The organism is Nonomuraea sp. NPDC003709 (assembly GCF_040610775.1).
GTDB lineage: Bacteria > Actinomycetota > Actinomycetes > Streptosporangiales > Streptosporangiaceae > Nonomuraea > Nonomuraea angiospora_A.
Map to the genome: position 1 here is coordinate 67,498 of NZ_JBEXMW010000011.1, position 25,551 is coordinate 93,048.

The following is a 25,551-nucleotide window of genomic DNA, read 5'->3' on the forward strand; positions in this document are numbered from 1 at the left end:
AGTCCCACAGTGCCCCAGCAGGCGCGGCTGCGGGTTGTCCACGTTTCGTGGTGGGATGCTGCGCTATGAGATCGCTGAAAGGCGCAGTGATAGGGCTCATGGTCGGGGCGGTCGTGGCCTTGATCTACGCCGATACGATCGCACAGGAGCACGAGCTCGGCACGATGCTGAACAGTGCGCTGATGCTCTTGGTTCCTTTCCCGATCGGTGCGGCGGGCGCGGCACTGCTGCGGATGCCGCGCTGGGGTGCCGTGGCGGTCGCCGGGCCGATCGCGACGCCCGTGCTGGGATCGGCGCTGATGCAGGTCATCCCCGACTTCTACCTCTTCGGCTTCGACGAGATGTGGACCACTGGGGTGTGGGTCGTCGCCGGGGTGCTCGGGTACGTGGCGGCAGCCTGGTGGGCCCGTGACCGGTGGGTCGCGATCACGGTCACCGGCGTGCTGTTGTCGGTGCACGTGATCGCGGGCCAGGTACGGGATCCGCTGAACGACTGGCAGGAGGCCCTGGCCTTCCGGCGGTCGGGCATCCCGCTGCTCGCGCCGGAGATGCCGGGCTACTCCATCATGCGAGCCGAGCTGTGGACCGGCGAGGAGGACGGGACGGCGATCCTGCTCGAGTACACGCGCCCGGACCGGACGGAGGTCCAGGTTTTCCTCCGTCCTGCCACGGCCGCCACGCCGAAGACCGCGTGCGGCTCGCCTTTCCCTGTCCTCATATGGGGCACAGACGGCGTCTCCTGCACCCCGTCAGAGGGTGACCGGTGGATTCGTGAGGACTCGAGCGGGGAGGTCGCGGCGTTCGCCCGGCACGGGAGCGCTCTGGTCCAGGCCTCCGGCATGGCCATGACCCCTCAGGAGCTGTTCGCGCTCCTCGACAGCCTGCGTCCCATCACGGCCGCCCAGCTCGCCCGGGTGTAACCGGTTGTCATGCGGCCTGGGCTGCCGCCGTCCGCGTCCATGACCGGGCGTTTGGGTCACCTCGGTCCGGCAGAGGAGTGCGGGGCTTTCGGGAGTGCCAGCATCACGAGCGCCGTGATCAGGTAAAGCGCGGCGGAGGCGATCAGGACGATGCTGAGCGCGTGACCGTAGTCGGGCAGCACCGGTGCTCCGGTGGCTGAACCGGTGACGGACGTGAAGAAGATCGTGCCGAGCACGGCGATGCCGACGGCGCCGCCGATCTGGTTGACGGTGGAGAGCACCCCGCCCGCGGCGCCCGCGTTGCGTCCGGGGACGCCGGCGAGGACGACGTTGACGAGAATGGGTGCGGCGAGACCGAGCCCGAGGCCACCGATGAAGAGCGCGAGGGCGAGGAGCCAGTATCCGGGATCGTTGCCGTCCTTGACGATGTACCACAGGACGAGCTGAGAGGCCGCGATGGTGAGCGAGCCGGCGATCAGGAGCGTTCTGCCCGCCTTGGCGGCGAGAGCGACGCCGAGGCCGGAGGTGATGATCGAGCCGAGCGCGTACGGGAGGATCACCAGGCCGGTCTCCCATGCGGTTCGGCCGGTTCCGTTCTGGAGGTAGACCGAGAGAGTGAGGAAGTACGACCCGATGCCGCCGAAGAAGAGCACCGAAGCGCTCAGGCCGACTGCGAAGGCGCGGATTCTCAGCAGGGCCGGGTCGAAGACGGGTTCGTCCCCGCGTTTGGTGAGGCGGCGCTCGTGGGCGAGGAAGATCGCGAGCACGATGATTCCGGCTGCGAGGAGGGCGGAGCCGGCCCAGGTCCATCCCCATGTCTCGGTCTGGATGATCGGCAGCAGCAGGAGAAGGATGCCCGTGGCCGCGAGGAGCGCGCCGGGGAGGTCCGGTCGCGCGGTCGAGGCGGAACGGGACTCCGGCAGGACCTTCGCACCGATGATGAGCGCCAGGATCGAGACGGGCACGTTGATCCAGAAGATCGTGCGCCAGCCCAGGTTGAACAGGTCGATGTCGACGAGCAGCCCGCCCAGCAGCGGGCCGGCGACCGAGGCGAGGCCCTGGACCGCTCCGTAGGCGCCGAACGCCTTGGCGCGCTCGCCCGGAGCGAATGACGCCCGGATGATCCCGAACACCTGCGGGACCATGATCCCGGCGGTCAGTCCCTGCCCGGCCCGCATGCCGATGAGCATCCCCGGATCGACGGCCAGCGCGCACAGCGCCGAGGTGACCATGAACCCGGCCAGCCCGATCATGAACAGCCGCTTTCGGCCGTACTGATCACCGAGCCGTCCCCCGGTGATCAGGCCCGCGCCCAGGGCGAGGATGTAGGCGGCGATCGTCCACTGGATCTGGGCGTCGCCGGCGCCCAGGTCTTGGGCTATCGCCGGGGCCGCGACGGTGACGATCGTCGCGTCGAGAAGGTCCATGAAGGAACCGAAGAGCACCACCAACAGCGCCATGGTCGCGCCCGTCGGAGATGCCTCAGTGGTGAGGGTGCCCTCTCGGGGGCTCGGTGAATCGGTCATGCCGGTCACCATGGCGGGCATAGTTGCCATCGAGTGACCGCTATCGGTGGGAGAATCGGACAATCATGGCTGCCACCTCCGCGCGGACGCTCAAGCTGCTGTCCATCTTCGGGATCGGTGCGACCCTGACCGCCGAGGAGCTCGCCACCCGGCTCGGAACGTCTGTGAGAACCGTGCGTCGCGATATCGATACGCTCCGGGATCTCGGGTACGAGATCGAGGCCGTCCGCGGAGCGGGTGGCGGATATCGGCTCGGTCGTGCTACCCGCCTGCCGCCGGTCGTGTTCGATGAGGACCAGGCCGTCGCCACGGCCGTCGCGCTCCAGACCGTGCCGACGGTCCTCTCGGGCATCCGCGAGAACGCTGTCCGTGCTCTGGCCACGCTGCACCAGGCGATGCCCGCGCGCAGCCGCGTGCACGCCGAAGCGTTCACCGTCCTTACGGCCCGCAACTACTGGGAGTTTCCCGCGCCACCGATCGACGCCGAGATCGTCCGCGCCGTCGGCAGCGCGATCAACCGGCAACACCTCGTTCGCGTGGACTACACCGGTGACGGCGAACCCGTCACGATCACGCTGGAGCCGCACGACCTCGTGGTCTGGGCCGCACGCTGGTACCTGGTCGCCTTCGACCCGGATGCGGACCGATGGCGCGCGATGCGCATGGATCGCATCGAACCACACATGCCCACGCACATCCCCTTCGACCGGCGTGACATCCCGCACGGCGATCCCGTCGCCTTCGTCATGACCGCACACGACCGCGGAGACGCCGCCGCCGAATGGCCATGCCGCGGCTCAGCCATCCTCGCCCTGCCCGCCTCCACCGTCGCCCGATTCGCCCCCGGCGGATCAACGGTCGGGTACGTCACCGAAACCACGTGCCGGCTCACCCTCGGCGCATGGTCATGGCCAGGACTGGCAGGACTGCTCCTCACCTTCGACGCCGACATCACCGGCATCGAACCGGCCGAACTCAGGCAGGCCCTGCGCTCCGTGCGCACCCGCATAACCAAGGCGATCCGACCCGACCGACACCAGTGATCTCACAGAGGGACCTGCCAGCGTAGCCGCGTGCCTTTCCCGTCCGGGCCCGGGCTCTCCAGCTCGGCGGCGCCGCCCAGGCGGCCTGCCCGTTCCTCGATGTTGCGCAGGCCGCTTCGGCGTCCGCCCTCGCCCAGGCCGACGCCGTTGTCGGAGACCACGAGGGTGACGCCGTCTCTCGACACCTCGGCCGAGACGTCGGCGCGGGTGGCGTGGGAGTGGCGTACGACATTGGACAGGGCCTCGCGCAGGACGGCCAGCAGCTGCTCGGCGACGCCTTCGGGCACCAGCGTGTCGACCTGACCTTCCATCCGCAGGCCCGGCATGAACCCCAGATGGCTTCCGGCGCCCTCCACCAGGTCCACGATCTGTCCCCGCAGGCTGGGCGCGGCCTGGTCGTGGGAGACCTGGAGGGCGAAGATGGACGAGCGGATCTGCCTGATCGTCTCGTCCAGCTCGTCGATGCCGCGCTGCAGCCGTTTGGCCGCCTCCGGATGGTCCACCAGCCGCACCGTGCTCATGAACGTCATCGCGGTCGCGAACAACCGCTGGATCACCACGTCGTGCAGGTCCTTGGCGATCCGGTCGCGGTCCTCCAGCAGGCCGAGCCGCTCCGCGTCCCGGCGCGCCTCGGCCAGCTCCAGCGCGATCGCCGCCTGGCCCGCGAAGGCATGCAGCATCTGCCGGTCCGCGGCGCTGAACGGCAGCCGCCCGTCCCGCTTGGCCAGCGCGAGCACGCCGCGCACCTTCGGCGGGGCGCCGAGCGGGATCATGAGCCCGGGGCCGTAACCCAGCCGCCGCAGCGGCGAGTCCAGGTAGGGAGCGCTCTGCAGGTCCGCGTCGGTCAGCGGCTCCCCCTGGGCGAACACGTCGCCGGCGAGCGTGGCCGACATCCCGAAGGCGGTTCCCAGCACTTCCTCGGCGCCCTCTCCTTCCACGACCTGCGCACGCAGCGAGTCGCCGGCCGGGTCCGGCAGCAGCACCTGGACCAGGTCGGCGTCACTCATCTGGCGGGCGCGGGCGGCCACCACGGCGAGCACCTGACCCGGCTCAGCGCCGGACAGCAGGCTCGTGGTCACCTCCGAAGAGGCCTGCAGCCAGGTCTCGCGCCGCCGCGACTCCTCGTACAGGCGGGCGTTCTCGACGGCGACGCCGGCCGCGGTGGCCAGCGCGATCACGATCGCCTCGTCCTCCTCGTCGAACTCGCCACCGCCGCGCTTCTCGGTCAGGTAGAGGTTGCCGAACACCTCGTCACGCACCCGTACGGGGACACCGAGGAAGGTGCCCATCGGCGGGTGGCCGGCCGGGAAGCCGTACGACTCCGGGTGATCCGCGATGCGGCGCAGCCGCAGCGGCCGGGCGTCCTTGATCAGTAACCCGAGCAGGCCGAGCCCATGCGGCCAGTGCTCGATACGAGCGATCTCCTCCTCGCTCAGCCCGACCGGGATGAACTGGATGAGGGTGTTCTCCTGGCCCACCACGCCGAGCGCGCCGTAGGCGGCGTCGACCAGCTTGGTCGCGGTCTCCACGATGCGCCGCAGCACCGTTTCCAGGTCGAGGTCGCTGCCCACGGACACGACGGCCTCGAGCAGCGCGTGCACCCGATCCCGGGTGGCCAGCACGGCGTTGAGCCTTACCTGCAGCTCGGCCAGCAGCTCATCGAGCCGCATGTGCGGCATCAACGGACGGTGCTCGCTTTCCATATCGATCAGTCTGGCATCCCACAAAAACGCTTCCTACCCTCCGTTCCCGGGGTCTCCAGGCCGCCTTGAAAAGCGGCGCCACGGGGAAACGGAGTCCGGCCTCCGACGTCAGGGCCACCCGGATCATGGACGAGAGCGGCGTCGAGCGGCCGGTCGCCGTCGTCGTCGCCAGCCGCCAGGACCCGCGCGACGATGACGAGCCCAGGCGCCGCACGCCCCCACCCGGGGACAGTGGCAGGGACCAGCAGACCGCCTGTCGTCCTGTAGTTCACCGCGATAGCCTGCTGTACGGGCGAGGCCAGGAACAGGGTCCGACGTCCCTTCTTGACGCTTCTTCTCCGGACTTCCGCCGCCGCAGCGCGATGAGCCCGTGAGGAGGTCGCCTACGTGACCGGCCCAGCCCGGAAGCGGGTGCTGGGCCGCCCCCTTCGGTGTAGCGGCCGATCGCGTACGCCCATCGCGGCATGGAGTGCGTCACCCCCCGACGATCGAGCGCCTCGGGTGCGCCCGGATAGGGACTTTGGCCTCTTTGTGATCGTGGATCGTGTGACTAGCGTCGGACGCATGATTCGTGTGTTTCTCCTTGACGACCATGAGGTCGTACGGCGTGGGGTCGCCGCCTTGCTGGACTCCGAGGACGACATCGAGGTCATTGGAGAGGCCGGCTCGGCCGAGTCGGCCATCGCCCGCATCCCCGCGCTCAAGCCCGACGTCGCGGTGCTGGACGTGCGGTTACCGGATGGCAACGGCGTAGACGTGTGCCGAGAGGTCCGTTCCCGGGTGCCCGGGCTGGCGTGCCTGATGCTGACGTCGTTCGCCGACGATGATGCGCTGTTCGACGCGGTGATGGCCGGGGCGTCCGGCTACGTGCTCAAGCAGATCCACGGCTCCGACCTGGTCGGCGCCGTACGCACGGTCGCTTCGGGACAGTCCCTGCTCGACCCGCAGACCACCGCCGCCATGCTGCAACGCCTGCGCGACCAGGCCGCCCGCAAGGACCCCCTCGCCGCGCTGACGGAACAGGAACGCCACATCCTCGACCTGATCGGCGAAGGCCTGACCAACCGGCAGATCGGCGAACGACTGTTCCTGGCCGAGAAGACGGTCAAGAACTACGTCTCCAACCTGCTGGCCAAGCTCAACATGCAACGCCGCACCCAGGCCGCCGCCCTGTCCGCCCGCCTGCGGGCCTACAAGCCAGAATGATCACTTCAGCGTGCCTGAGCAGACGTCAGTCACGCCCGCCTGGCCGCAGCGGATGCCGTTCTACGGGCCGCCGATGGCCGGGCCGACACAGCGGTGGCGGTGTCGAACAGTCCCATGACTGCCGAGTGGCGCGCCCTTGGCCTGCTCACACGTAACGGCGGCGGGCGTACCCTCGAGGTTCTGTGTCGTCACCTCGGTTCGGATCGGCGAGCGCCATCGGTTCGGCTGTCGGTGGCAGTTGAACCTTTTGTCGATGTTCAGGTTGAGTTGTCGCGTTCCGCCTTCGATGTCGCTGAACGGCACCCGCAACCGCTCGGTGCCGACTGTCCAATCGACCTCGACGTGCTCGATCCACCATCTGGTGTCAGGCTGAGTACGTTCGTTTCTTTGCGCCTTGGAGGTTTGATGCGTGCAGGCGTCGTGGTCACCGCACACCCCGGTGTGGAGGACCTCGCTGTACAGGCCGAGGAGTTGGGCCTGCACAGTTTCTGGCTCAACGACACCCCGATGGTCCACGGCGACCCCTTCATCGCCCTGGCACTGTGCGCGAAGGCCACCAGCCGCATCAGGCTCGGCATCGGCGTGACCTCACCGGCGCTGCGCTCGGCCCCGGCCGCCGCGAGCGCGTTCGCCAGCCTCAACGCCCTGGCACCAGGCCGGATCATCTGCGGGATCGGCACCGGAAACACCGCCCGGCGCACCCTGGGCATGCGGCCGACCACAGCAGCCACGATGGAGAACTTCACCACCGCACTGCAGAACCTGTGCGCCGGACGCACCATCGAGTACCGCGAAGGCGACCGAGTCCGCAACGTCCGATTCCTGCACACCGGGGCGCACGCGAACACGGCCGACCCGATCGAGTTCGTCGTGGCCGCGCTAGGACCGAAGGCCGCCGCCGTCGCCGGCCGCCGCGGCACCGGCCTGATCTCCTTCGGCCTGCTGGACCCCACCGCCTGGCAGGCACTTCACGACGCCCGCCGCCACGCCGCTCACGAAACGCCACGCAACCCCGACTCCCGCATGGACTCCTACGTGGTCACCGCGCTGCACATGCTCGACGAGGACGAGGACCCCCGCGGCGACGCGGCCCGGGACGCAACGGGCCACATCGTCCTGTCGCTGCTGGCCTTCGCCGCCGACACCGCCGCCGACGCACACGCTTTCGCCGACCAACTCGGCCCCGAGGAACGCGAGGCGGTGCGGCGACTCCTCGACCGGCGCGGCACCACTGCCACCGCACCCGACCGGCACACCAAGCTCTACCCCAACTACCTCGAACGCATCGCACCGGAGGACCGGGACCTGATCCTGCCCTCACTGATGGACACCCTGGCCTTGGTCGGCACCCACAACGACCTCCGCGCCCGCATCACCACCCTGGAACAGGCCGGCATCGACGAACTGCTCATCCAGCCGGTGATCGACCCACCAACAGAGATGGCCCAGCTCGCGAAACTCCTTACCTGAGCGGACCCGCCGGCCGTGCGCCCGCGGTTCACCGACAACAAGACCTGAATGACCTTCAGCCGAACCCGTTCGGATCAACATGACGGGCCGCAGGCCAGCACGTGTCCTCCCGCCAACCTCATCCGGAAGGGACATCGGCAGAGCGGGCGGCGGGCGCCGCTGAGCACTGACAGCGAGGACAGAGCCGCTGCGGCGGTCGGTAGAACGGTCCGCAGGGCCGACTGGCGAGTCCGGACCGAGTGCGTGACCCGTCCTGTCCCCTATGCGGTCACGAGGTGCGGCTCAGCTCGCGGGCAGGGCGGTGGCCAGCAGGACGACACCGAGCGACCCCACCAGTGAGGCCACTGCCATGGTCCGCGCCAGCCGGGGACGGGCCGCGCTTGAGGCCCAGCCGTGGAGACCGGCGGCCGCCATGACCGCGCAGAAGAGCAGCAGCTTGGCGGCCAGGATCCGGCCATAACCGGGATCGGTGAGCGAGGACCAGGTGACGCCCTTGTGCCAGGCGAGCGCGACGCCGGTGCCGATTTGGACCGGCAAGAACGCGGCCACGGTGATGATCCCGAAGCGGCGGCCGACCGCGGTCAGCACCTCGGCCCGCGGTTGATCCTCCAGCAGGCGACGGGCCAGGGGCAGCACCACCAGCGACACCGTGAGCTGCCCGCCGACCCACAACGCCGCGGACAACACGTGCAGGAACCGGACCATCGTCCACCAGGTCATCGTCGTCCGCGCCTCCTTCGGCTTCTCGCATCCTGAGGTCCACCGTCGGCGCATGGTACGGCCACGTCGGTGCGTGACCCCCGCGTGGCCACATCACGGGGGACCACATCGCGCACCCCTTTACAGTGTAGATCAACTGCTCGTGGCCAAGTGGGCCGAGCCGCGCCGCTTGATGGCTCTACTTCGCCTACCTGGCCGCGATCTGCGCCAACGTGCCGCCCGGCCACACGTCGGCCTTCCTAGATATCCACCTAAGTGCGACCTCGCCGAGGAACAGGCCGACCCGCCCTGGCGACCAAGTCGATCGGCAGCGACAACCGCCCGCACCGTTGGGCCATTCGCCCCCGGCGCCCACCCGATGAACAACCGCGACCGCCTAGGCATGATCGCCTTCGCCATCTCGACCGCCAAACTCCCCCACGACGGCGTCGCGAGATCGGCACATATCCGACAAAGACCAACATGCGCAATAAATTCAATGAATGACAATCCTTACCACTTTTGTCGCAACATCTTTACCTTTTCCTTATAACGCCGAAGATGCGCCTCAGGCGGCACTGGGAATGTAGAACCCGATCACCGCCGGTGATCTATTTTTTCACTTCCCAAGTGCAACCAACGGATAAATTATGCGATTTCATCGACGAAGCGCCGTACTGGCTGCCGCGATATGCGCGCTGGCCGACACCCAAAGCGGCGTGACCGCGCATGCCGACAACGCCGCCCCATCAGCAACCCAGCTCGTCCAACCCATGGCCTTCCGCCCCACGGCGCCTCCGGACAAAAGCGAGACCGAAAACGGGAGCACGCAGAGCAGCGGCCAGGTATGCGGATCACCGTACGTAACCGGCGACCCGGATCTGGGACCGAAGCTCCTGCCCCAGACCGGCTATATCAGTAACCTCCTGCGCGGCTACGTGCCGTTGGGCGGTCTGAGTCCCCAGCATTTCCTCGGACGCTACTGGGACTACGTCGTGAACAACTATCGTTTCCCGCCCGACTCCGGATTCGCCCGTTCCGGCGATTATCCCAACGGCAGACTGCTGCTCAAGACGACGTTTCTCCAGCCTGGCATGAGACTCGACCGTTTCGGCGGCTACACCGGGTCATTCTTGGCGCCACTGGGCGACCTGTACACCAGGCGCGCGTTGCCACCGCGGAATCTCAACACCAACCCGCAGGATCCCGAGCACCTGTGCAATTATCATGCGTTCCGGGTGCTCAAGTCGTTCCGCGTCGACGTGGGCCCGGCGGCGCCCGCTTTCGAGCAGCCAGGCGGCGGCACGCAATATCACGTGCTCAGCAAATACATTCCCGAAGCTCCTCAGACAAGCGAAGAAGTCCCGATCAGCTGGTTGCTGCAGAACGGTTATCTGGAAGAGATCGAGCCGGTCATCCTGACCGACCTCAGGACCGGCTCTCCCATCACCAAAAACGGCACGGTAAGCAACCAGACCACCGCCATCAGCCATCGGACCACGAGCGACACGGCCGGCGGGCAGCAGCTGAGCCGAACAACCGCCGGAAAAACGTGACGGGAAAAGCTCTCCTGTCCGCTGAGGCCGGACAGGCACCGGCAGCGCTCGCCTTCAGCGCGATTGGCACCTCTCACTGAAGGCGAGCGACGGCGCAGCCCGGAGGCCGCGACCTGCGGGACGGCAAGGTCCGCGTAGAAGGTGGCCGGACCCAGCCCCGCCTCCGCGGGCAACCCGGCGCGCCGCCGCCAGGGCCAGAACGGGGTGCTCATCGACGATCGACTCGATCAGCTCGATGTCCGGGTATTGCTCCCGCCAGAGCACCAAGTGCTGCCCGATCTCAGCGACCTCGTCAACGGGCAACGGCCCGTAACCCGGCCGGGTTCGGAGCCGTGAGCGGAGATCGCCTGCCGTGCAGGACGCGAAGGCGCGCCCGGCGGACGACCGCCTGCGCCGGTGCGTGCTCCAGCGCCTGCGTCCGGCGTCGTCGGCGGCCCAGGCGAGCGCCGACCACCCGGTCCGCGAACCATCGACTCCACGACGACCGCTCTGTTCGTCGCCACCCTTTCCCTGGTCCTCGTACCCGCATCTCCAGCTCACGTCCGGCGGGAAGGCGCGAGACCATCGGGCTCCGCGACGCGCGACGCCCACCCCTTCCGAGGGGTGGGCGTGGAGGTCGCCGGCTACTTGAGGTAGGGGTTGTGCCGGACGATGGGGAGGTTGCCGAGTCCGAGGGTGGTTCCCGCGTCGGCGAGGGCGAGGCCGGCCAGGACGATCGCGTAGACGATGTGCTCGTCCATGAACGGGTTGTTGGCCAGGGGCAGCTCGGCCGCCCACATCAGAGCCAGCATCAGGCCTCCGGCGACCGCGGCGATCCTGGTGCCGACGCCCAGGACCAGCGCCAGGCCGATGCCCAGCAGACCGGCCATGAACAGCCAGTCCACCCACGCCAGCCCGGCCAGCGAGCCGAAGAAGCCGCCCAGCGCGTTCTCGCCGGTGCCCTTGAGGAACCCGGTCGTCGGGCTGCCGCCGGAGATCCAGGCGCGGGCGGCCGGGGTGGCTAATCCCCAGCCGAAGGTCTTGTCCAGGAACGCCCACAGGAAGATCCAGCCGATCGAGATCCGGGCGATCGCCCAGACGTAGTCGACGGGACGGCGGGTGGTGGCGGTGCCGGTGTCCGTGCCGGGCCTGTTGACGGTGGTGTTCATGACGGCCCCCTTTCGGTGGGGATCGGTCGTCCTTGTCACATCCCAAGCACACCGTTTTCGCCTTCTTCGAGGCAGTGCCGTACGGCCCGCGGCGCCGGGACCTTCGTCCCTCAGCCGCCGTCCCGGAAGGCCCCTTGGACGATGAGGAGGTCGTCCTTGTCGAAGGTCACCTCGGATCTCACGTCCACGACCCCCTCGATCAGCCGGATCTGCTCCGTCAACGCCAGGGCCTGGGATTTCCACTCGACCACGCCGCTGATCGTCACCACGCCCTGGTGGATGCCGACGGTGAACGCCTCGGGATCCGGCAGGACGGCTCTGACGTCCGCTGCCAGTTCCTCGGCAGGGCGGGTGAAGACGCGCAGCACATCGCGCTGGTGAAGGGTGCCGACGATGCGTCCGGTGTTCATGTCGATCACGGGGAGCTGCTTGACGCGCTCGGCGTGCATCAGCCGGGCCGCGTCCCGCACGGAGGTGTCCGGTGTGACGGTGATCGCCGGGGAGGTCATGAGCTGAACGGCGGTCATGCCCGCGGCCTTCCGGTGCTCCTGCTGCCGCCGGCGAGACTCGAAGATCGGCACGCCGTAGCTGACGGTGCCGGCCTCCTTGAGGAGGAGATCGTCTTCGGAGACGACTCCCACGGGCCTTCTGTAGGCGTCGATCACCGTGACCGCGCCGACCGCGAACCGCTCCATGGCCTCCACGATCTCGGCGAAGGAGGCCTCCTTCAGCACGGCGATGGCCACCCGGCCCATGACGTCCTTGACTTCGAGCGACATGACTCCACCTCCGCTTTCACGATCCGCCGGCCCGGCCTCCTCCGGCAGTGGCCAACGTCCCCGATGGCGGGTGACCAAGGTCCTGGCCGGCGATTATGAGGCGCGGACCACCGCCACCGGGCAGTGCGCGTGGTGCAGGACACCCCGGCTGACCGAGCCGAGCAGCATCGAGCCCAGGGCCCCACGCCCGTGCGAGCCCACCACCAGCAGGTCCGCCCGCTCGGACGCGTCGGTGAGCGCTTCGACGGGATGGGCGGATTGGACGTCCTCGACCACCTTCACCTCCGGGTGGCCAGCGCTGAGGATCTTCACCCGGTCGCGGACGACCTGATGCTGCGCCGTACGGATCTCGTCCATGTCGTAGCTGATCTCCGGCGCGAAGGCGTGCACCGGCAGTTGCCAGGCGTGCACCACCCGCAGCGCGCTCCCGCGCAGATTCGCCTGCTCGAAGGCGTAGGCCAGCGCGGGCTCGCACGCCGGCGAGTCGTCCACCCCGACCACGACCTCCTGGCACACCGGCCGCCGCTCGCCGCGTACGACCACGACGGGACAGGGCACGTGGCCGGCCACGTGCATGCTGACGGAGCCCAGCAGCGCGCCGGTGAACCCGCCGAGCCCCCGGCTGCCGACCACGACCTCGGTGGCGTCCTTGGCCTGCTCGCGCAGGACCTCGGCGGGCGTGCCCTCGAGGTCCTCGGTCGTGACCTCGATGGTGAGCTGGCGCGCGCACACGAGCACTTCCGCCTCACGCAGGATCCTCTGCCCCTCGCGCCGCAGCGCATCGGGGAGAGCGTCGATGGGGTACTTGCGGATCTGGTACGGCGAGCGGTCCATGGCGTGCACGATCCGCAGCGGCACCCGCATGCGGTACGCGTCGTCGGCCGCCCATTCCAGCGCGGCGCGCGAGTTCTCCGATCCGTCGGCTCCTACGATGATCACGATACGCCTCCTTCGTCACCCTCCATCCGACCCGCTCGCGCCCGCCCGCAGCAGGGCCGGAGGTCGGTCCGGCAAGGGCCGAAGGACCCTGTCCGCCGAGCGGGTGACTGGCTAGCTTCGTGGACATGACCAGGGAGGACACGCTCATGACCGGCACCGGCGACTTCGCGCGTCGCATCAGCTATCACCGTCATCGGCTCGGCCTCACCGCCGAACAGGTGGCCGACCGGGCGGACATGTCCGCCGGATACGTCCAGCACCTCGAAAGCCATCTGGGCACTCCTGACACAGGTACGGTGACCCGCCTGGCCACCGCCCTCGAAACGACGGCCGAGGACCTGCTGGGCGGCGGCCGCGATCGCCCGCCCGGCCCTGGCCCTGGCTCGGCCGACGCGGTCCTGGAAATCCTCGAACCCGAGGAGTGCCTGCGGCTGGTCGCCCCGGGCGGCATCGGCAGGGTGGCGTTCAACGGTCCGGAGGGGCCCACGGTGCTGCCCGTGAACTACAAGGTCGACGACGGCGCCATCGTCTTCCGCACCGCCCACGGCGGCCCCATGGACCAGGACCTGCGCAGCGGCGTGGAAGGGGTGGAGATCAAGATCGGCTTCCAGGTCGACCGGATCGACGAGGCCCAGAGGGAGGGCTGGAGCGTCCTCGTCCAGGGCCCCGCCCACCACGTGCCCGAGGACGAGGTCATCCGGGCCGACATCACCCCATGGGCGGGTGGCGAGCGTCGGCTCTACATCCGCATCGTCCCGCACCAGATCACGGGCCGCCGCATCCACGGCCTCTGAGCCCTCAGGTTTTCCTGCGGGCTCCCACCCTCCTCGGACTCGGGCTGAGCTCGTCCAGGGCCTCGCGCAGGTAGCCGGGAAAGGCCCACACGTCGGGGACCAGCTCCCCGCAGGCGGTGAATCCGACGTCGAGGCGCCCGTTGTAGGAGAAGGCCGTGACGTTCACGGCGCCGCTCACGTCGGTGACCACGGACACCGGGTAGTGCGCCAGCAGCCTGACCCCGGCGATCCGCAGCGCGAACTGCGGGCCGGGAACGTTGGAGACGACCACGTTGACAGGCGGCCCCGTACGTCCCAGAAGATCAAGCGCGGCGCGGTCGGCCAGGCCGTTGAGGGCGGCGGGCATGCTCTCGCTCAGGTCACGCAGCAGGCGCGCGGGGGTCAGGGCGAACCGTTCCTTGATCTGCCGCATCCCCTCGCTCACGAGTTCGAGCCGCCGGCGGGGGTCGTCCACGTGCGTGGGCAACTGTGTGATCATCATGGTGACCTGGTTGCCCTCGTTCACACCCTCCTGGCCGCGTACGGAGAACGGCACCCCTGCGACCAGGGGGATCTCCGGCAGCGCCGCGTGGGCCAGCAGCCAGCGCCGCAGCGCGGAAGCCACGAGCGCCATCACGACGTCGTTCACGGTGACGCCGAAGGCGTTCTTGACCCGTTTGATCTCCTTCAGCGGCAGCTCGGCGAAGGCGTAACGGCGGCGGGAGGAGACCGGGCCGCTGAGCGGGGTGTGCGGGGCCTCCATGTCCGGCAGTTCGGGCCGGGGTGCGCGCCGGATCAGCCGCGCGACACCGCTCGCGCCGGGCAGCCGGGAGATGACGGGCAGCTGGTCCAGAACCGGCAGGGCCTCGCCCGCGAACCGCAGCAGGTGCGCGGGGTTCCCCGCAAGGTGCCAGGCGCTCCTGGCCAGCATGCGCCACAGCCCCGGAGGGGCTTCGAGCTCGTACGAGGCCGCTTCGGGCACGGGATCCATGAGCGCGGCGAGCACCTCCGCCCCCGTCAGCCCGTCGACGGCGGCGTGGTGGACCTTGGCGTAGATGCCGCAGCGGCCGCCGGCCAGGCCGTGGATCAGGTACATCTCCCACAGGGGACGGGTTCGGTCCAGGCGGCGCTCGTGCAGGCGGGCCACCTGCTCGCCCAGCTGCGCGTCGTCGCCGGGCGGGGGCAGGGTGAGCTCCCGGACGTGATGGTCCAGGTCCACCTCGCCGTCGTCGGCCCAGTACGGGTGATCCAGGCCGAGGGGCACGCGGACCAGGCGCTGCCGTAGCTGCGGCACCCCGGCCATCCGCTCCGCCAGCCTGCGCTGGATCTTCTTCCTGGACAGGTCCTTGTACAGCACGGCCAGACCGCCGACGTTCGCGACGTTGGTGGCGGTCTCGAAGTTGAGGAACTGCGCGTCCAGCGCGCTGAGCTGCCGCATGTCTCTCCCCTCTCCCCTCATCCCACTGTGCGCCGCCGCGCCGCCCCAGGGCCACAAGTCCCCCTTGAACAGGGCCAACGACCTGATCGGCCGGCTCGGCGTACGACGGCGATCAGCGCCTGGGAGCCACGGCGGCGGCGTTGACGGTGACGATCATGGCGATGGCCAGCCAGGAGGCCGCGTCAAGGCGCTGGTCGAGAACGACCATGCCGATCAGGGCGGCGAACACCGGGTTGACGCTCATGAAGATCCCGAAGAAGTGGGCGGGGACCCGGCGCAGCGCGAGCAGGTCGGCAAGGAACGGCACCGCGGAGGACAGCACCCCCGCGGCGAACGCGCACAGCAGGGCACCGGCGGTGGGCCGGTGGAGCCACAGGACGGCGACGCCGACGGGCAGGTAGAGCACGCCGGAGACGGCCGCGGCGGCGGCCGATCCCTGCAGCCCGGGCAGGCGCTCGCCCACGGTGCGGTTGAGCAGGACGTAGCAGCCCCAGCAGACGGCGGCGACCAGAGCCAGGCCGATGCCGAGGTAGTCGGTGCTGGGCTGGGGGCGGGCGAGGATCGCCACGGCCGCCGCGGCGGCGAGAGCGCACACCAGATCGGTACGGCGGCGCGAACTCGCCAGCGCCACGGCGAGCGGGCCGAGGAACTCCAGGGTGACCGCGAGTCCGAGCCCGATCCGGCCGATCGCCGCGTAGAGCGTCAGGTTCATGGTCGCGAACACCACGGCCAGCCCCAGCACCGGCCGCCACTGCGCGGCACTGAACGAGCGCAGCCTCGGCCGGCCGGCACTCAGCAGCACCGCGGCGGCCACCCATTGGCGCACCGCCACCACTCCCACCGGCCCGAGGACCGGGAGGGCGAGCGCGGCGACCGACGCCCCGACCTGGTTGGACAGCCCGCTGCCCACCATCAGCGCCATCCCGGACCACCGCGTCGAGCTCGGCCGCGACGCGGGAGCGGCCGGCTCCGTGCCTGCTTCGAGTGCCATGGCACAACCATCCGGTACGCCGAAGCATACGCAAAATGCATCCAAGGACGTATCTATACTCTGGACGCATGGATGGTCGTAAGGAGCTGGAGCTGCGGCACCTGCGCTGCCTGGTCGCGATCGTCGACACCGGCAGCTTCACCGACGCCGGGATCGAGCTGGGCCTGTCCCAGGCGGCGGTCTCCCGCACCCTGCTGGCGCTGGAACGGATCCTCGGGGTGCGGCTGTTGCACCGCACCAGCCGCAGCCTCACCCCCACCACCGCCGGTGTCCAGGTCCTCGCCCGCGCCCGCCACCTGCTCGCCGAGGCCGACGAGCTGGTCCACCAGGCCACCACCGGCCACACCCGGCTGCGCATCGGTCACGCCTGGTCCGCCATGGGCCGGCACACCGCCGAGTTCCAGCGCCGGTGGCACGACCGCTACCCCGGCATCGAGCTTCACCTGATCCGCCACAACACCCCCACCGGCGGCCTCGCCGAGGGTCTGTGCGACCTGGCCGTCGTCCGCACCCCCATCGACACCCGCCGCTACGCCCACGCGCTGGTCGGCCACGAGCGCCGCTACCTCGCCCTGGCCTCCGACGACCCCTGGGCAGGACGCCGCAGCATCCGCCTGGACGAGATCCGCGAGCGCACCCTGGTGGTCGACCGCCGCACCGGCACCACCACCCTGGACCTGTGGCCCGAAGGCGCCCGCCCCGCGACGGAGTACACCCACGACATCGACGACTGGCTCGCCGCCATCGCCACCGGCCGCCGCGTCGGCGTCACCCCGCAGGCCACCGCCAACCAGTATCGTCGCGACGGCATCACCTACCGCCCCCTGCGCGACGCCGACCCCGTACCCGTGCACCTCATCTGGCGGCGGCACGACCCCCACCCCGCCACGCACGCCGCCGTCGCCCTGCTCGCCGATCTCTACCGCGAAGGCGCCTGACGCTCAAGCGAAGGTCGCCCACCTGGAGGAGAACATCAAGGCCGCCGGGCCGGCGCCTGCCCGTCGAAGCGGAACGACCCGGACAACGCGCGCGGTCGCCGAAGTCCAGCCCGAGGGCTCAGTGGAACGTTACACAAACTCAGCCCGCTTGCGTTGAGCCTATATTACTGTAAGTATTTTTATCGTCACTGTATGTGCACGATCCTTTCAGGAGGCTCCCATGAACCGCCTGTCAGGCGCGCTGGCCGTCGTCGTCTTCGTGCTCGCCGCCGGCTGCTCCGGCCCGGCCGACTCCCCCGTCCAGGATTCCGCGCACAATGCGATCAACATCCACCTGTACCAGAAGCCCAAGCGCTTCTCCCCGCTGGACCCGCCCACCGGCCCCGACCAGCAGGTCATGACGTTGATCTTCGACAACCTGCTGACCGTCGACGACTCCTACGCCTACGCGCCGCGCCTGGCCGAGCGCTGGGAGGTGGACGAGGACCGGATCACCTTCCACCTGCGCGCGGGCCTGAAGTGGAGCGACGGCATGCCGTTCACCAGCGAAGACGTGCTGTTCACCTACAAGCTGCTGGCCGACGCCAAGAGCGGCAGCGCGATGGCGGGCAAGCTGGCCGGGGCTGCCTTCGAGGCCCCGGACGACACCACGTTCGTGATCAGGCCGGCCAGGCCGAACATCGGCTTCCTCAGCCTGATCGCCGGGCCGTTCGCCTTCATCCTGCCCGAGCACGTGCTCGGCATGGAGCCGGTGGACAAGATCGCCGGCAGCACCTTCTTCAACCACCCGACGGTCGGCATGGGCCCGTACACCTTCGTGACCTACCAGACCGACCAGTACGTGGAGCTGGCCGCCAACCCGCACTACCGCAAGCCCGTCGCGATCCCCAGGATCTTCCTCAAACCCATCAGCTCGGACGTGGCGACCGCGCAGCTCGGCACCGGCGAGATGGACCTGGTCCAGATCTCCCCCACCGACCTGCGGGCGGTGGAGGGGCTCAAGGGCGTCACCGTCTCGGCGAAGCCGAGCCCGGGCTTCATCAGGATCGCGGTCGACCAGAGCGACAAGCGCTTCGCCGATCCCCGGGTACGGCGGGCGATGCTCCACGCGATCGACCGAGAGGCGCTGGTCGCCAAGCTCCTGGCCGGCCGGGGCCGGGTGCAGAACTCCTCGTTCGTCACCCCCTGGGCGCTGCCCGGCACGCTGGAGGAGTACGCCTACGACCCGGCCAGGGCCAGGTCGCTGCTGGCCGAGGCGGGCTGGAAGGCCGGCCAGAAGGTGACGCTGTCGTGGATCCCCGGCCAGCGCGACCGCGACGTGACGGCCACGGTGGTGCAGGGCGCGCTGAGCGCGGTGGGCATGACCGTCGAGCTCAAGCAGGTGCAGGCGGCCGAACTGCTGGAATCCTACGAGAAGCGCACGTTCGACCTGGCGCTCTTCGGCGGCGGCAGTTACGCCGTGGACCCCTCCAGCAGCGTCACGATCATCAATTGCGCCGCTTTCTACCCCAGCGGGGGAAATGTCAGTAACTTCTGTGACGAGTCGCTGGACACCCTCGCCGCCCGAGCCGACGCCCGCACCGACCGCGCCCAGCGCGCCAAGCTCTACCAGGAGGCCGCCGGCAAGGACAACGCCCAGGTCCCGTACCTGTGGCTGTACAACCCCGACACCCTGTGGGCCACCGGCTCGCGGCTGCGCGGCTTCAAGCCCAGCGGCGACTTCACCACCGGCTTCTGGAACGCCGACGAGTGGACCCTGGCCGGCTGATGCTCGCCTACCTCGTGCGCCGGCTGCTGACCAACGCCGCCGTCTTCCTGCTCATCAGCGTCGGCGTGTTCCTCCTGGTCCGCGCCGCGCCCGGCGACCCGGTCCGGATGATGGTCGACCCCGAGCGACTGGCCTCGGGCGGCCCGGCGTTCGTCGCCGCCAAACGCGCCGAACTCGGTCTGGACAGGCCGGTTCTGGTCACGTACGGCATCTGGCTGCGTGACGTGCTGGGCGGTGACCTCGGCCACTCCTTCGTCAGCCGCCGGCCGGTCGCCGAGGTGCTCGGCGAGCGGATGGGTCCCACCGTGCTGCTCATGGGCACCGCCCTGGCGATCGGCCTGATGCTGGCGGTGGCGGCGGGCACATTGGCCGCGATCCGGCGCAACACCGCGGTCGACCACGCCACCACCGTGGCCGGCCTCGGCGCGATCTCGGTGCCCGGCTTCTTCCTGGGCATCGCCGCGATCTACCTCTTCTCGCTGCGGCTCGGCTGGGTGCCGTCCTCCGGCATGTCCACACCGGGCGACGGCGGCGCCGCCGACATCCTGGCCCACCTGGTGCTGCCCGCGGCCGTCCTCGGGCTGTCCATCGCCGGGCCGTTCACCCGGTACGTGCGCGCCGGGCTGCTGGCGGAGCTCGACGCCGACTACGTGCGCACGGCCGAGGCCAAGGGCGCCGGTCCGGGCCGGGTGCTGATGCGGCACGCGCTGCGCAACGCCCTGGTCCCGCTCATCACCGTCGTCATGATCTCCATCCCGCAGCTGCTGGCCGGGGCGGTCGCCGTGGAGCAGGTCTTCGCCTGGCCGGGCATGGGGCAGCTCGCCGTCAGCTCGATCGGCCAGCTCGACCACCCGGTGGTGATCGGGTTCGCGATGTTCGTCGCGGTGCTCGTCCTGGTCTGCAACCTCGCCGCCGACCTGCTCTACGCGGTGGCCGACCCGAGGATCAGCCTGTCATGACCACGACCGTCGTCCCCGCCTCGCCCCGCTCGCTCGCCGCCCGGCGCTTCCGGCGCAACCGCATGGCACTGGCCGGAGCCGTGTTCCTGACCGCCGTCGGCGTGCTGGCGCTGGCCGCGCCGCTGGTGGCCGGCCACGACCCGAACGCGGTGGACCTGGCCGCCTTCCGCGAGCCGCCGTCTGCCGCGCACCTGCTCGGCACCGACTCCTCGGGGCGCGACGTGTTCGCCAGGCTCGTGCACGCCGGCCGGGTCTCGCTGCTGGTCGGCCTGCTGTCGTCGCTGGCGGCGGTCGCCTTCGGCACGCTGCTCGGCGCGCTGGCCGGCATGTTCGGCGGGCCGGTCGACGCCGTCGTCATGCGCGCCGCCGACGTGGTGCTCTCCTTCCCGTCGCTGGTCGTCATCGTCGTGCTGGCGGGCGTGCTCGGGCCGGGCGCCGCGATGCTCGTGCTCGTCTTCGCCGCGTGCAACTGGCCGACCGCCTGCCGCGTGGTGCGCGGGCTGACGTTGTCGCTGCGCGAGCGGGAGTACGTCCAGGCGGCGCGCGCCTTCGGCGCCGGGCCGCTGACGGTGATCGGCCGGCACGTGCTGCCCGCCGTCCTGCCGCAGGTCGCGGTGGCCGGCACGCTGCTGGTGGCGCAGATGATCCTGCTGGAGGCGGTGCTGTCCTTCCTCGGCCTCGGCGTACGGCCGCCACGGGCCAGCTGGGGCAACATGCTGACCGACGCCCAGAACCTCACCCTCATCCAGACCATGCCGTGGTTGTGGCTGCCGCCCGGCCTGGCCATCGCGCTGACCGTGCTGGCCGTGAACTTCGTCGGCGACGGCCTGCGCGACGCCGTGGACCCGAAGGGAGCCCGCGGATGACGCCGCTGCTCACGGTCGACGACCTCGCGGTCGAGTTCCGCACGCGGGACGGCGTGGTGCGCGCCGTCGACGGAGTCAGCCTGGAGGTGGGGCCGGGCGAGATCCTCGGCGTGGTCGGCGAGTCCGGCTCGGGCAAGAGTGTCACCGCGATGTCGGTGCTCGGCCTGGTCCGGCCGCCGGGGCGGGTGGTGCGCGGCAGCGTCCGCTTCGACGGCGAGGACCTGCTGGCCCTGCCCGCGCGCCGGCTGCGCCGGATCCGGGGCAGCCGCATCGCGATGATCTTCCAGGACCCGATGACGGCGCTCAACCCGGTCGTCCCGGTCGGCGCCCAGATCGCCGAGGCCATCAGGCTGCACCAGCCGCGCCTCGGCCGCGCCGCCGTGCGGGCCCGTGTACTGGAGCTGCTGGCCTCCGTCGGCGTCGCCGACCCCGCCGCCCGGTACGGCCGGCACCCCCACGAGTACTCCGGCGGCATGCGCCAGCGCGCGATGATCGCGATGGCCCTGGCCAACGAGCCCGACCTGCTCATCGCCGACGAACCGACGACCGCGCTGGACGTCACCGTCCAGTCCCAGGTGCTCGGCCTGATCGACACGGCCAGGCGGGAGGCCGGCGCGGCGGCGGTGCTCATCACCCACGACCTGGGCGTGATCGCCGAGCTGGCCGACCGGGTCGCGGTCATGTACGCGGGCCGCGTCGTCGAGCACGGCGACGTGCACCAGGTCTTCGCCACGCCCCGCCACCCCTACACGCGCGGCCTGCTGGCCGGCCGCCCCCGTCTGGAGCCGGCGACGGTGGACCTGGTGCCGATCCCGGGCAGCCCGCCCGACCTGCTGGCGCCGCCGCCCGGCTGCGCCTTCGAGCCACGCTGCGCGTTGGCCGCCGGCCGCGCCGCCTGCCGGGCCGAACGTCCCGAGCCGGTCGTGGTGGCCGCCGGTCACCTGTCGGCCTGCCACTTCCACGAGGAGCCGGTGTGAGCGAACCCGTGCTGGCCGTCGAGGGCCTGGTCAAGCACTTCCCGATCCGTACCGGGATCCTGCGCGGGCGGAGCGGGGCGGTCCGGGCCGTGGACGGCGTGGATCTGGCGCTGCTCTCCGGCCGTACCCTCGGGCTGGTCGGCGAGTCCGGCTGCGGCAAGACCACGACGGGCCGGCTCGTCGTGCGCCTGGCCGAGCCCACCTCCGGCCGCATCCTGTACGGCGGGCGCGACCTGGCCGCCATGTCGCATGCCGAGCTCCGGCCGCTGCGCGGCGATATCCAGATCGTCTTCCAGGACCCGTACTCGTCGCTGTCGCCGCGGCTGACCGTGCACGAGATCGTCGCCGAGCCGCTGCGCACCCAGGGCCGCTACCGCCGCGGCGGCCGGGAACGGGTCGGCGAGCTGCTGGAGCTGGTGGGCCTGTCGCCCGAGCATGCCAACCGTTACCCGCACGAGTTCTCCGGCGGCCAGCGCCAGCGCGTCGGCATCGCCAGGGCGCTGGCCCTGAACCCGCGCGTGCTGGTGCTGGACGAGCCCGTCTCCGCGCTGGACGTCTCGATCCAGGCGCAGGTCGTCAACCAGCTCGCCCAGCTGCAGCGCGAGCTGGGCCTGGCCTACCTGTTCATCTCGCACGACCTGTCGGTCGTGCGGCATCTGTGCGACAGAGTGGCGATCATGTATCTGGGCCGGATCGTGGAGGAGGGCGAGCGGGCGGAGATCTTCGCACGACCCGCCCATCCCTACACCAAGGCGCTCATCTCGGCCGTGCCGATCTCGTGTCCGTCGCAGCGGGGCAAGCGGAGGCGGATCGTGCTCACCGGTGACGTGCCCAGCCCGGCTGACCCGCCGTCGGGCTGCCGCTTCCGTACCCGCTGCTGGAAGGCCCGGGAGCGATGCGCCGTCGAGGAGCCCGCGCTGACCGGCTCGGGGCATCGCGTCGCCTGCCACTTCCCCGAGGAGAGCACCGATGCCGGGCGGGAGGAGCGGCCGGCCTGGGCCGACCGCTCCAACCCGTGAAGGTCACTCGGGCTTCTCGTCCGTCCAGCCCGCCTTGACCACCGCGTTGGAGTTCCACATCGTGCCGGGCTCGAAACCGGTCTGGAAGCCGCGCGGCTTCACCGCGACGTACTCGCTCGCCAGGGCCGACCCGGTCTCCTCGTCGATGATCAGCCGGTGCTCTGTGACACCGCCGTCGACGGTCGGCTCGTTGATCGCCACGGCTGTGCCCGTGCGCCCCTCGGCGTCCGTGACGTTCTCGATGACCCGTACGTCGCCGAGCTCGGCCAGCATCCGGAACGCGGCACCGCGCACCTCGGGCGTCACCGGCATGTCCATGATCAACCCAGCGCTGACCACGAACAGCCACCCGTCGCCCACCATCGGCACGTCGGTGGCATGGCCCTTCCAGGCCAGGAGCCGCTTCTTGAGCCGGTCCGGGTCGCCGGGCAGCTCGCGCAGGTCCTTCACCGAGACGTTGCGGCCCAGCCAGAAGACCTTGTCCCCGTCGGGCAGCGGGCTGCGGCCGGTCATGGCCCGGCCCGGCGACGTCTTCAGGATCATGGGCTTGGGCTTCCCGGGGGCCGTGACCTCGATGGAGGTGGGCGACCCGGCCCGCTCCCACGCCTGCCGGTCCTCCTCGGTGGCCGGGCGGGCTCCGAGGGACTGCATGCGGCCCCACTGCTTCTGGTCCGGGCCGGTGGCGCCGGGCGTCCAGCCCTCGTCCCGCTGCTGGTCGAGCACCCGGTAGCCGCCCTTGGCCGCGGCGAACAGGGTCCGGCGCACCGACACGGTGTGCCAGTACTCGCCCTTGCCCTCCGGTTGCCGCTCCGCCCTCGCGGCCGCGGCCAGCAGCACCTCCCGGGCCGACAGCGTCACCGCCTGCCCGGTGCTCGCCGGGGTGTCGGGGCCTCGTGCCGTGGACGCCGTGCCGTTCGTCGCGACGACCACGGCCACGGCGGTGACGGCCGCCGCGGCTCCGGCGAGCCCCAGGCTCCATACGTGCCGCACGGGCCTGCGCCGGCGCCGGGCCGGCCGGGGCTGGGACATGGCGCGGGAGAGCTCGGCGGCCCTGGTGCGCGGGTCGATCGGGCGGTCTCCGAGGTCGGCGGGCCGGGCGGCCCGGAGTTCGTCGATGGGGTTCATGACCACTCCTCGTTGAGGCTCCGCACGTGGGGCAGGGGTTCGCGCCGAGGGCCGGCGTCCGTGGCCTCCATGGCCTGCTTGAGCCGTTTGCGCGCCCGGTGCAGCCGTACGCGGAACGCCGCCGACGAGCAGCCGACGACCCGCGCGCCCTCCTTCGGCGACAGCCCGTGCCAGGCGACCAGGACGAGGATCTCCCGATCGTCCTCGGGCACGGCGGCCAGCGCGCGCAGCACGCCCATCCGCTCGGTCACGTGTTCGGCGACGTCGCCCTCGGCCCAGGCCCGCAGCTCCGCGGCGACCGCCTCGCGGCGCACCTCGGCTCGGACGTTGTCGCGCAGGACGTTCCTGGCGACGCCGAGCAACCACGGCAGCGCCGGCTCGGGCACGTCCTCCAACCGCCGCCAGGCGATCGCGAACGTCTCGCTCACCACCTCGTCCGCCACCTGGCGGCCCGCGCGGCTCACGACGTAGGCCCACACCCGTTGTCGGCATTCGTCGTACATGCCGGTGAACCGGTGCTCATCATCTGACACCGCCCAGCCCCTTCGTTCGGGATGCGTTCTTCTGACACCACGAAGTGGCCGCAACCCGCCCGTTGTTACACCTTTCGGTCAGCTGATTGGGACGGTGAGGCGGCGGGTGGTGGGTGACGGCTCCCTGCGCTCCCCGAGGAGGGCCATGAGCTGGTCCATGGCCACCTCGCCGAGCTTCTCGCCGTCCACGTCGATCGCGGGGACGTCGCCCAGGCCGAGGCTCTCGACGATCATGCGCTCCGAGCTGACCACGACATCGCGGATCCCGCGGTGGAGCAGGGCGAACATGAGGCCTAGGCCGATCGAGGTCGCGTACGGGACCACGGCGGTGGCGCGGGCGGCCACCACGGCCTCCGCCGTCTCCACCCCGGCGGCGAACGTCGAGGGGTGGGGGCCGAGCATGGTCAGCGTCGCGCCGCTCGGCCCGGCCGCGGCGCGGATGGCCGCCTGGCGCTGGCGGTCCTGCCAGGAGCCCGCCGGGCCGCCGATGTAGACGATGCGCTCGTGGCCCATCTCGACGAACCGGGTGACGAGCGTGCCGAAGGCGGTGGCCGTGTCGGCGACCACCGAGGTCATGCCCTCGATCTCGCGGTCGATGAGCACGGTCGGCTTGAACGACGCGGCGGCGCGGACGATCTCGTCCGAACCCCGGGGCGCGGTGAGCAGGAAGCCGTCGACCTGGTGCGCGAGCTGCTCGACCGCGGCGACCTGGGCGGCGTGCTCCAGGGAGTGCACCGCGATGGTCAGCTGCATGCCCGAGTCGGCCGCGCGCGCCTGGGCGCCGCCGATGATCGGGGTGAAGAAGGTGTTGTCGAGCGTGGGCACCACGACGGCGACCACACCGGTCCGCCCGCGGGCGAGCTGCGTGGCCGCCCGGTTGGGGACGAATCCGAGCTGCTCGGCGGCTGCGCGGACGCGGGCCACCGTCTCCGGGGCGGCCAGGTCCGGCCGGCCCAGGGCCCGAGAGGCCGTCGCCTTGGAAACCCCGGCCAGCGCGGCGACGTCCGCGAGTGTCGGCACTGATTCTCCTTGAGTCGTTACACGGATTTCACACAGGGGTTTGTGCGACAGGCCGCTCATAATCTATGGTCAGGCTCATGCAACCGGTTCCGTAACCGGTTCCACCCAAAGCGTACGCCACGGAGAAAGGACGCCGACATCTCCCCCAAATCGGC

23 protein-coding genes are annotated in these 25,551 nt (G+C 70.5%); 12 read left to right on the top strand and 11 right to left on the bottom strand.

What is annotated here, in order from left to right; genetic code table 11:
• The first annotated feature begins 65 nt into the window (after positions 1–65).
• Positions 66–920 (top strand): hypothetical protein, encoded by an 855-nt coding sequence (locus ABZX61_RS30995; protein WP_355199679.1) that lies wholly within the window; start codon positions 66–68, stop codon positions 918–920.
• Positions 921–976: 56 nt separating this feature from the next.
• Here the strand turns inward: ABZX61_RS30995 and ABZX61_RS31000 are convergent, their stop codons facing one another.
• Positions 977–2,446: an MFS transporter gene (locus ABZX61_RS31000; protein WP_355199680.1), complete on the bottom strand. Its 1,470-nt coding sequence runs from the start codon at positions 2,444–2,446 to the stop codon at positions 977–979.
• A 65-nt stretch (positions 2,447–2,511) separates the two neighbouring features.
• Here ABZX61_RS31000 and ABZX61_RS31005 point away from each other — a divergent pair, with 65 nt between their 5' ends.
• Entirely contained in the window at positions 2,512–3,489 is a 978-nt protein-coding gene (locus ABZX61_RS31005; RefSeq protein WP_355199681.1) for a WYL domain-containing protein, read from the top strand.
• Positions 3,490–3,491: 2 nt separating this feature from the next.
• Here the strand turns inward: ABZX61_RS31005 and ABZX61_RS31010 are convergent, their stop codons facing one another.
• Positions 3,492–5,192: a GAF domain-containing protein gene (locus tag ABZX61_RS31010; RefSeq protein WP_355199682.1), complete on the bottom strand. Its 1,701-nt coding sequence runs from the start codon at positions 5,190–5,192 to the stop codon at positions 3,492–3,494.
• Between the two features lie 564 nt (positions 5,193–5,756).
• On the opposite strand from ABZX61_RS31010, the gene ABZX61_RS31015 reads away from it, so the two are divergent.
• Both ABZX61_RS31015 and ABZX61_RS31020 read left to right on the top strand, forming a co-directional pair.
• Complete coding sequence (locus ABZX61_RS31015) at positions 5,757–6,398, top strand: response regulator transcription factor (RefSeq protein WP_350735980.1); 642 nt, start codon at positions 5,757–5,759, stop codon at positions 6,396–6,398.
• A gap of 405 nt (positions 6,399–6,803) precedes the next feature.
• Positions 6,804–7,868, top strand: coding sequence for an LLM class flavin-dependent oxidoreductase (locus ABZX61_RS31020; protein WP_355199683.1), 1,065 nt, complete (start codon positions 6,804–6,806; stop codon positions 7,866–7,868).
• 282 nt (positions 7,869–8,150) lie between these two features.
• Here the strand turns inward: ABZX61_RS31020 and ABZX61_RS31025 are convergent, their stop codons facing one another.
• A complete protein-coding gene (locus tag ABZX61_RS31025) occupies positions 8,151–8,588 on the bottom strand; it encodes a hypothetical protein (RefSeq protein ID WP_355199684.1) in 438 nt (145 codons plus the stop codon).
• Between the two features lie 629 nt (positions 8,589–9,217).
• On the opposite strand from ABZX61_RS31025, the gene ABZX61_RS31030 reads away from it, so the two are divergent.
• Entirely contained in the window at positions 9,218–10,123 is a 906-nt protein-coding gene (locus tag ABZX61_RS31030; protein WP_355199685.1) for a TNT domain-containing protein, read from the top strand.
• Positions 10,124–10,746: 623 nt separating this feature from the next.
• Here ABZX61_RS31030 and ABZX61_RS31035 read toward each other — a convergent pair.
• The 3 genes from ABZX61_RS31035 to ABZX61_RS31045 all read right to left on the bottom strand — a co-directional run bounded on the left by ABZX61_RS31035 (position 10,747) and on the right by ABZX61_RS31045 (position 12,989).
• Positions 10,747–11,271: a hypothetical protein gene (locus tag ABZX61_RS31035; RefSeq protein WP_355199686.1), complete on the bottom strand. Its 525-nt coding sequence runs from the start codon at positions 11,269–11,271 to the stop codon at positions 10,747–10,749.
• Between the two features lie 110 nt (positions 11,272–11,381).
• On the bottom strand, positions 11,382–12,050 hold the full coding sequence (locus ABZX61_RS31040) for a CBS domain-containing protein (protein ID WP_355199687.1): 669 nt from the start codon (positions 12,048–12,050) through the stop codon (positions 11,382–11,384).
• Between the two features lie 93 nt (positions 12,051–12,143).
• Positions 12,144–12,989, bottom strand: coding sequence for a universal stress protein (locus ABZX61_RS31045; protein ID WP_355199688.1), 846 nt, complete (start codon positions 12,987–12,989; stop codon positions 12,144–12,146).
• Between the two features lie 125 nt (positions 12,990–13,114).
• On the opposite strand from ABZX61_RS31045, the gene ABZX61_RS31050 reads away from it, so the two are divergent.
• A complete protein-coding gene (locus tag ABZX61_RS31050; protein ID WP_355199689.1) occupies positions 13,115–13,783 on the top strand; it encodes a pyridoxamine 5'-phosphate oxidase family protein in 669 nt (222 codons plus the stop codon).
• Positions 13,784–13,787: 4 nt separating this feature from the next.
• Here the strand turns inward: ABZX61_RS31050 and ABZX61_RS31055 are convergent, their stop codons facing one another.
• Both ABZX61_RS31055 and ABZX61_RS31060 read right to left on the bottom strand, forming a co-directional pair.
• Positions 13,788–15,200, bottom strand: coding sequence for a wax ester/triacylglycerol synthase family O-acyltransferase (locus ABZX61_RS31055; RefSeq protein WP_355199690.1), 1,413 nt, complete (start codon positions 15,198–15,200; stop codon positions 13,788–13,790).
• Between the two features lie 112 nt (positions 15,201–15,312).
• On the bottom strand, positions 15,313–16,191 hold the full coding sequence (locus ABZX61_RS31060; RefSeq protein ID WP_355199691.1) for an EamA family transporter: 879 nt from the start codon (positions 16,189–16,191) through the stop codon (positions 15,313–15,315).
• Positions 16,192–16,259: 68 nt separating this feature from the next.
• On the opposite strand from ABZX61_RS31060, the gene ABZX61_RS31065 reads away from it, so the two are divergent.
• From ABZX61_RS31065 to ABZX61_RS31090, 6 genes are all read left to right on the top strand, one after another.
• The gene (locus ABZX61_RS31065) at positions 16,260–17,129 is read left to right on the top strand and encodes a LysR family transcriptional regulator (protein WP_355199692.1); all 870 of its coding nucleotides are present in this window, start codon (positions 16,260–16,262) and stop codon (positions 17,127–17,129) included.
• 220 nt (positions 17,130–17,349) lie between these two features.
• A complete protein-coding gene (locus ABZX61_RS31070; protein WP_355199693.1) occupies positions 17,350–18,897 on the top strand; it encodes an ABC transporter substrate-binding protein in 1,548 nt (515 codons plus the stop codon).
• A complete protein-coding gene (locus tag ABZX61_RS31075; RefSeq protein WP_355199694.1) occupies positions 18,897–19,856 on the top strand; it encodes an ABC transporter permease in 960 nt (319 codons plus the stop codon). The genes ABZX61_RS31070 and ABZX61_RS31075 overlap by 1 nt, the downstream gene beginning before the upstream one ends.
• A complete protein-coding gene (opp4C, locus tag ABZX61_RS31080) occupies positions 19,853–20,722 on the top strand; it encodes an oligopeptide ABC transporter permease (protein WP_355199695.1) in 870 nt (289 codons plus the stop codon). Before ABZX61_RS31075 ends, opp4C begins: the two co-directional genes overlap by 4 nt.
• Positions 20,719–21,699 (top strand): ABC transporter ATP-binding protein, encoded by a 981-nt coding sequence (locus tag ABZX61_RS31085; RefSeq protein ID WP_355199696.1) that lies wholly within the window; start codon positions 20,719–20,721, stop codon positions 21,697–21,699. Before opp4C ends, ABZX61_RS31085 begins: the two co-directional genes overlap by 4 nt.
• Positions 21,696–22,718 carry a dipeptide ABC transporter ATP-binding protein gene (locus ABZX61_RS31090; protein WP_355199697.1) on the top strand — a complete coding sequence of 341 codons (1,023 nt, stop codon included), beginning with the start codon at positions 21,696–21,698 and terminating at the stop codon, positions 22,716–22,718. The genes ABZX61_RS31085 and ABZX61_RS31090 overlap by 4 nt, the downstream gene beginning before the upstream one ends.
• Before the next feature lie 3 nt (positions 22,719–22,721).
• On the opposite strand, the gene ABZX61_RS31095 is transcribed toward ABZX61_RS31090, so the two are convergent.
• From ABZX61_RS31095 to ABZX61_RS31105, 3 genes are all read right to left on the bottom strand, one after another.
• A complete protein-coding gene (locus ABZX61_RS31095) occupies positions 22,722–23,843 on the bottom strand; it encodes a CU044_5270 family protein (RefSeq protein WP_355199698.1) in 1,122 nt (373 codons plus the stop codon).
• Positions 23,840–24,376 carry a sigma-70 family RNA polymerase sigma factor gene (locus ABZX61_RS31100; protein ID WP_350736030.1) on the bottom strand — a complete coding sequence of 179 codons (537 nt, stop codon included), beginning with the start codon at positions 24,374–24,376 and terminating at the stop codon, positions 23,840–23,842. The genes ABZX61_RS31095 and ABZX61_RS31100 overlap by 4 nt, the downstream gene beginning before the upstream one ends.
• Positions 24,377–24,454: 78 nt before the next feature.
• Positions 24,455–25,396, bottom strand: a complete 942-nt coding sequence (locus ABZX61_RS31105) for a LacI family DNA-binding transcriptional regulator (RefSeq protein WP_355199699.1) — start codon at positions 25,394–25,396, stop codon at positions 24,455–24,457.
• Positions 25,397–25,551: the final 155 nt, after the last annotated feature.

What these genes read in the sequence shown, in the direction of transcription:
- ABZX61_RS30995 (WP_355199679.1), top strand. Translation starts at nt 66, where the DNA reads ATGAGATCGCTGAAAGGCGCAGTGATAGGGCTCATGGTCGGGGCGGTC.
- ABZX61_RS31000 (WP_355199680.1), bottom strand. Translation starts at nt 2,446, where the DNA reads ATGACCGATTCACCGAGCCCCCGAGAGGGCACCCTCACCACTGAGGCA.
- ABZX61_RS31005 (WP_355199681.1), top strand. Translation starts at nt 2,512, where the DNA reads ATGGCTGCCACCTCCGCGCGGACGCTCAAGCTGCTGTCCATCTTCGGG.
- ABZX61_RS31010 (WP_355199682.1), bottom strand. Translation starts at nt 5,192, where the DNA reads ATGGAAAGCGAGCACCGTCCGTTGATGCCGCACATGCGGCTCGATGAG.
- ABZX61_RS31015 (WP_350735980.1), top strand. Translation starts at nt 5,757, where the DNA reads ATGATTCGTGTGTTTCTCCTTGACGACCATGAGGTCGTACGGCGTGGG.
- ABZX61_RS31020 (WP_355199683.1), top strand. Translation starts at nt 6,804, where the DNA reads ATGCGTGCAGGCGTCGTGGTCACCGCACACCCCGGTGTGGAGGACCTC.
- ABZX61_RS31025 (WP_355199684.1), bottom strand. Translation starts at nt 8,588, where the DNA reads ATGACCTGGTGGACGATGGTCCGGTTCCTGCACGTGTTGTCCGCGGCG.
- ABZX61_RS31030 (WP_355199685.1), top strand. Translation starts at nt 9,218, where the DNA reads ATGCGATTTCATCGACGAAGCGCCGTACTGGCTGCCGCGATATGCGCG.
- ABZX61_RS31035 (WP_355199686.1), bottom strand. Translation starts at nt 11,271, where the DNA reads ATGAACACCACCGTCAACAGGCCCGGCACGGACACCGGCACCGCCACC.
- ABZX61_RS31040 (WP_355199687.1), bottom strand. Translation starts at nt 12,050, where the DNA reads ATGTCGCTCGAAGTCAAGGACGTCATGGGCCGGGTGGCCATCGCCGTG.
- ABZX61_RS31050 (WP_355199689.1), top strand. Translation starts at nt 13,115, where the DNA reads ATGACCAGGGAGGACACGCTCATGACCGGCACCGGCGACTTCGCGCGT.
- ABZX61_RS31055 (WP_355199690.1), bottom strand. Translation starts at nt 15,200, where the DNA reads ATGCGGCAGCTCAGCGCGCTGGACGCGCAGTTCCTCAACTTCGAGACC.
- ABZX61_RS31060 (WP_355199691.1), bottom strand. Translation starts at nt 16,191, where the DNA reads ATGGCACTCGAAGCAGGCACGGAGCCGGCCGCTCCCGCGTCGCGGCCG.
- ABZX61_RS31065 (WP_355199692.1), top strand. Translation starts at nt 16,260, where the DNA reads ATGGATGGTCGTAAGGAGCTGGAGCTGCGGCACCTGCGCTGCCTGGTC.
- ABZX61_RS31070 (WP_355199693.1), top strand. Translation starts at nt 17,350, where the DNA reads ATGAACCGCCTGTCAGGCGCGCTGGCCGTCGTCGTCTTCGTGCTCGCC.
- ABZX61_RS31075 (WP_355199694.1), top strand. Translation starts at nt 18,897, where the DNA reads ATGCTCGCCTACCTCGTGCGCCGGCTGCTGACCAACGCCGCCGTCTTC.
- opp4C (WP_355199695.1), top strand. Translation starts at nt 19,853, where the DNA reads ATGACCACGACCGTCGTCCCCGCCTCGCCCCGCTCGCTCGCCGCCCGG.
- ABZX61_RS31085 (WP_355199696.1), top strand. Translation starts at nt 20,719, where the DNA reads ATGACGCCGCTGCTCACGGTCGACGACCTCGCGGTCGAGTTCCGCACG.
- ABZX61_RS31095 (WP_355199698.1), bottom strand. Translation starts at nt 23,843, where the DNA reads ATGAACCCCATCGACGAACTCCGGGCCGCCCGGCCCGCCGACCTCGGA.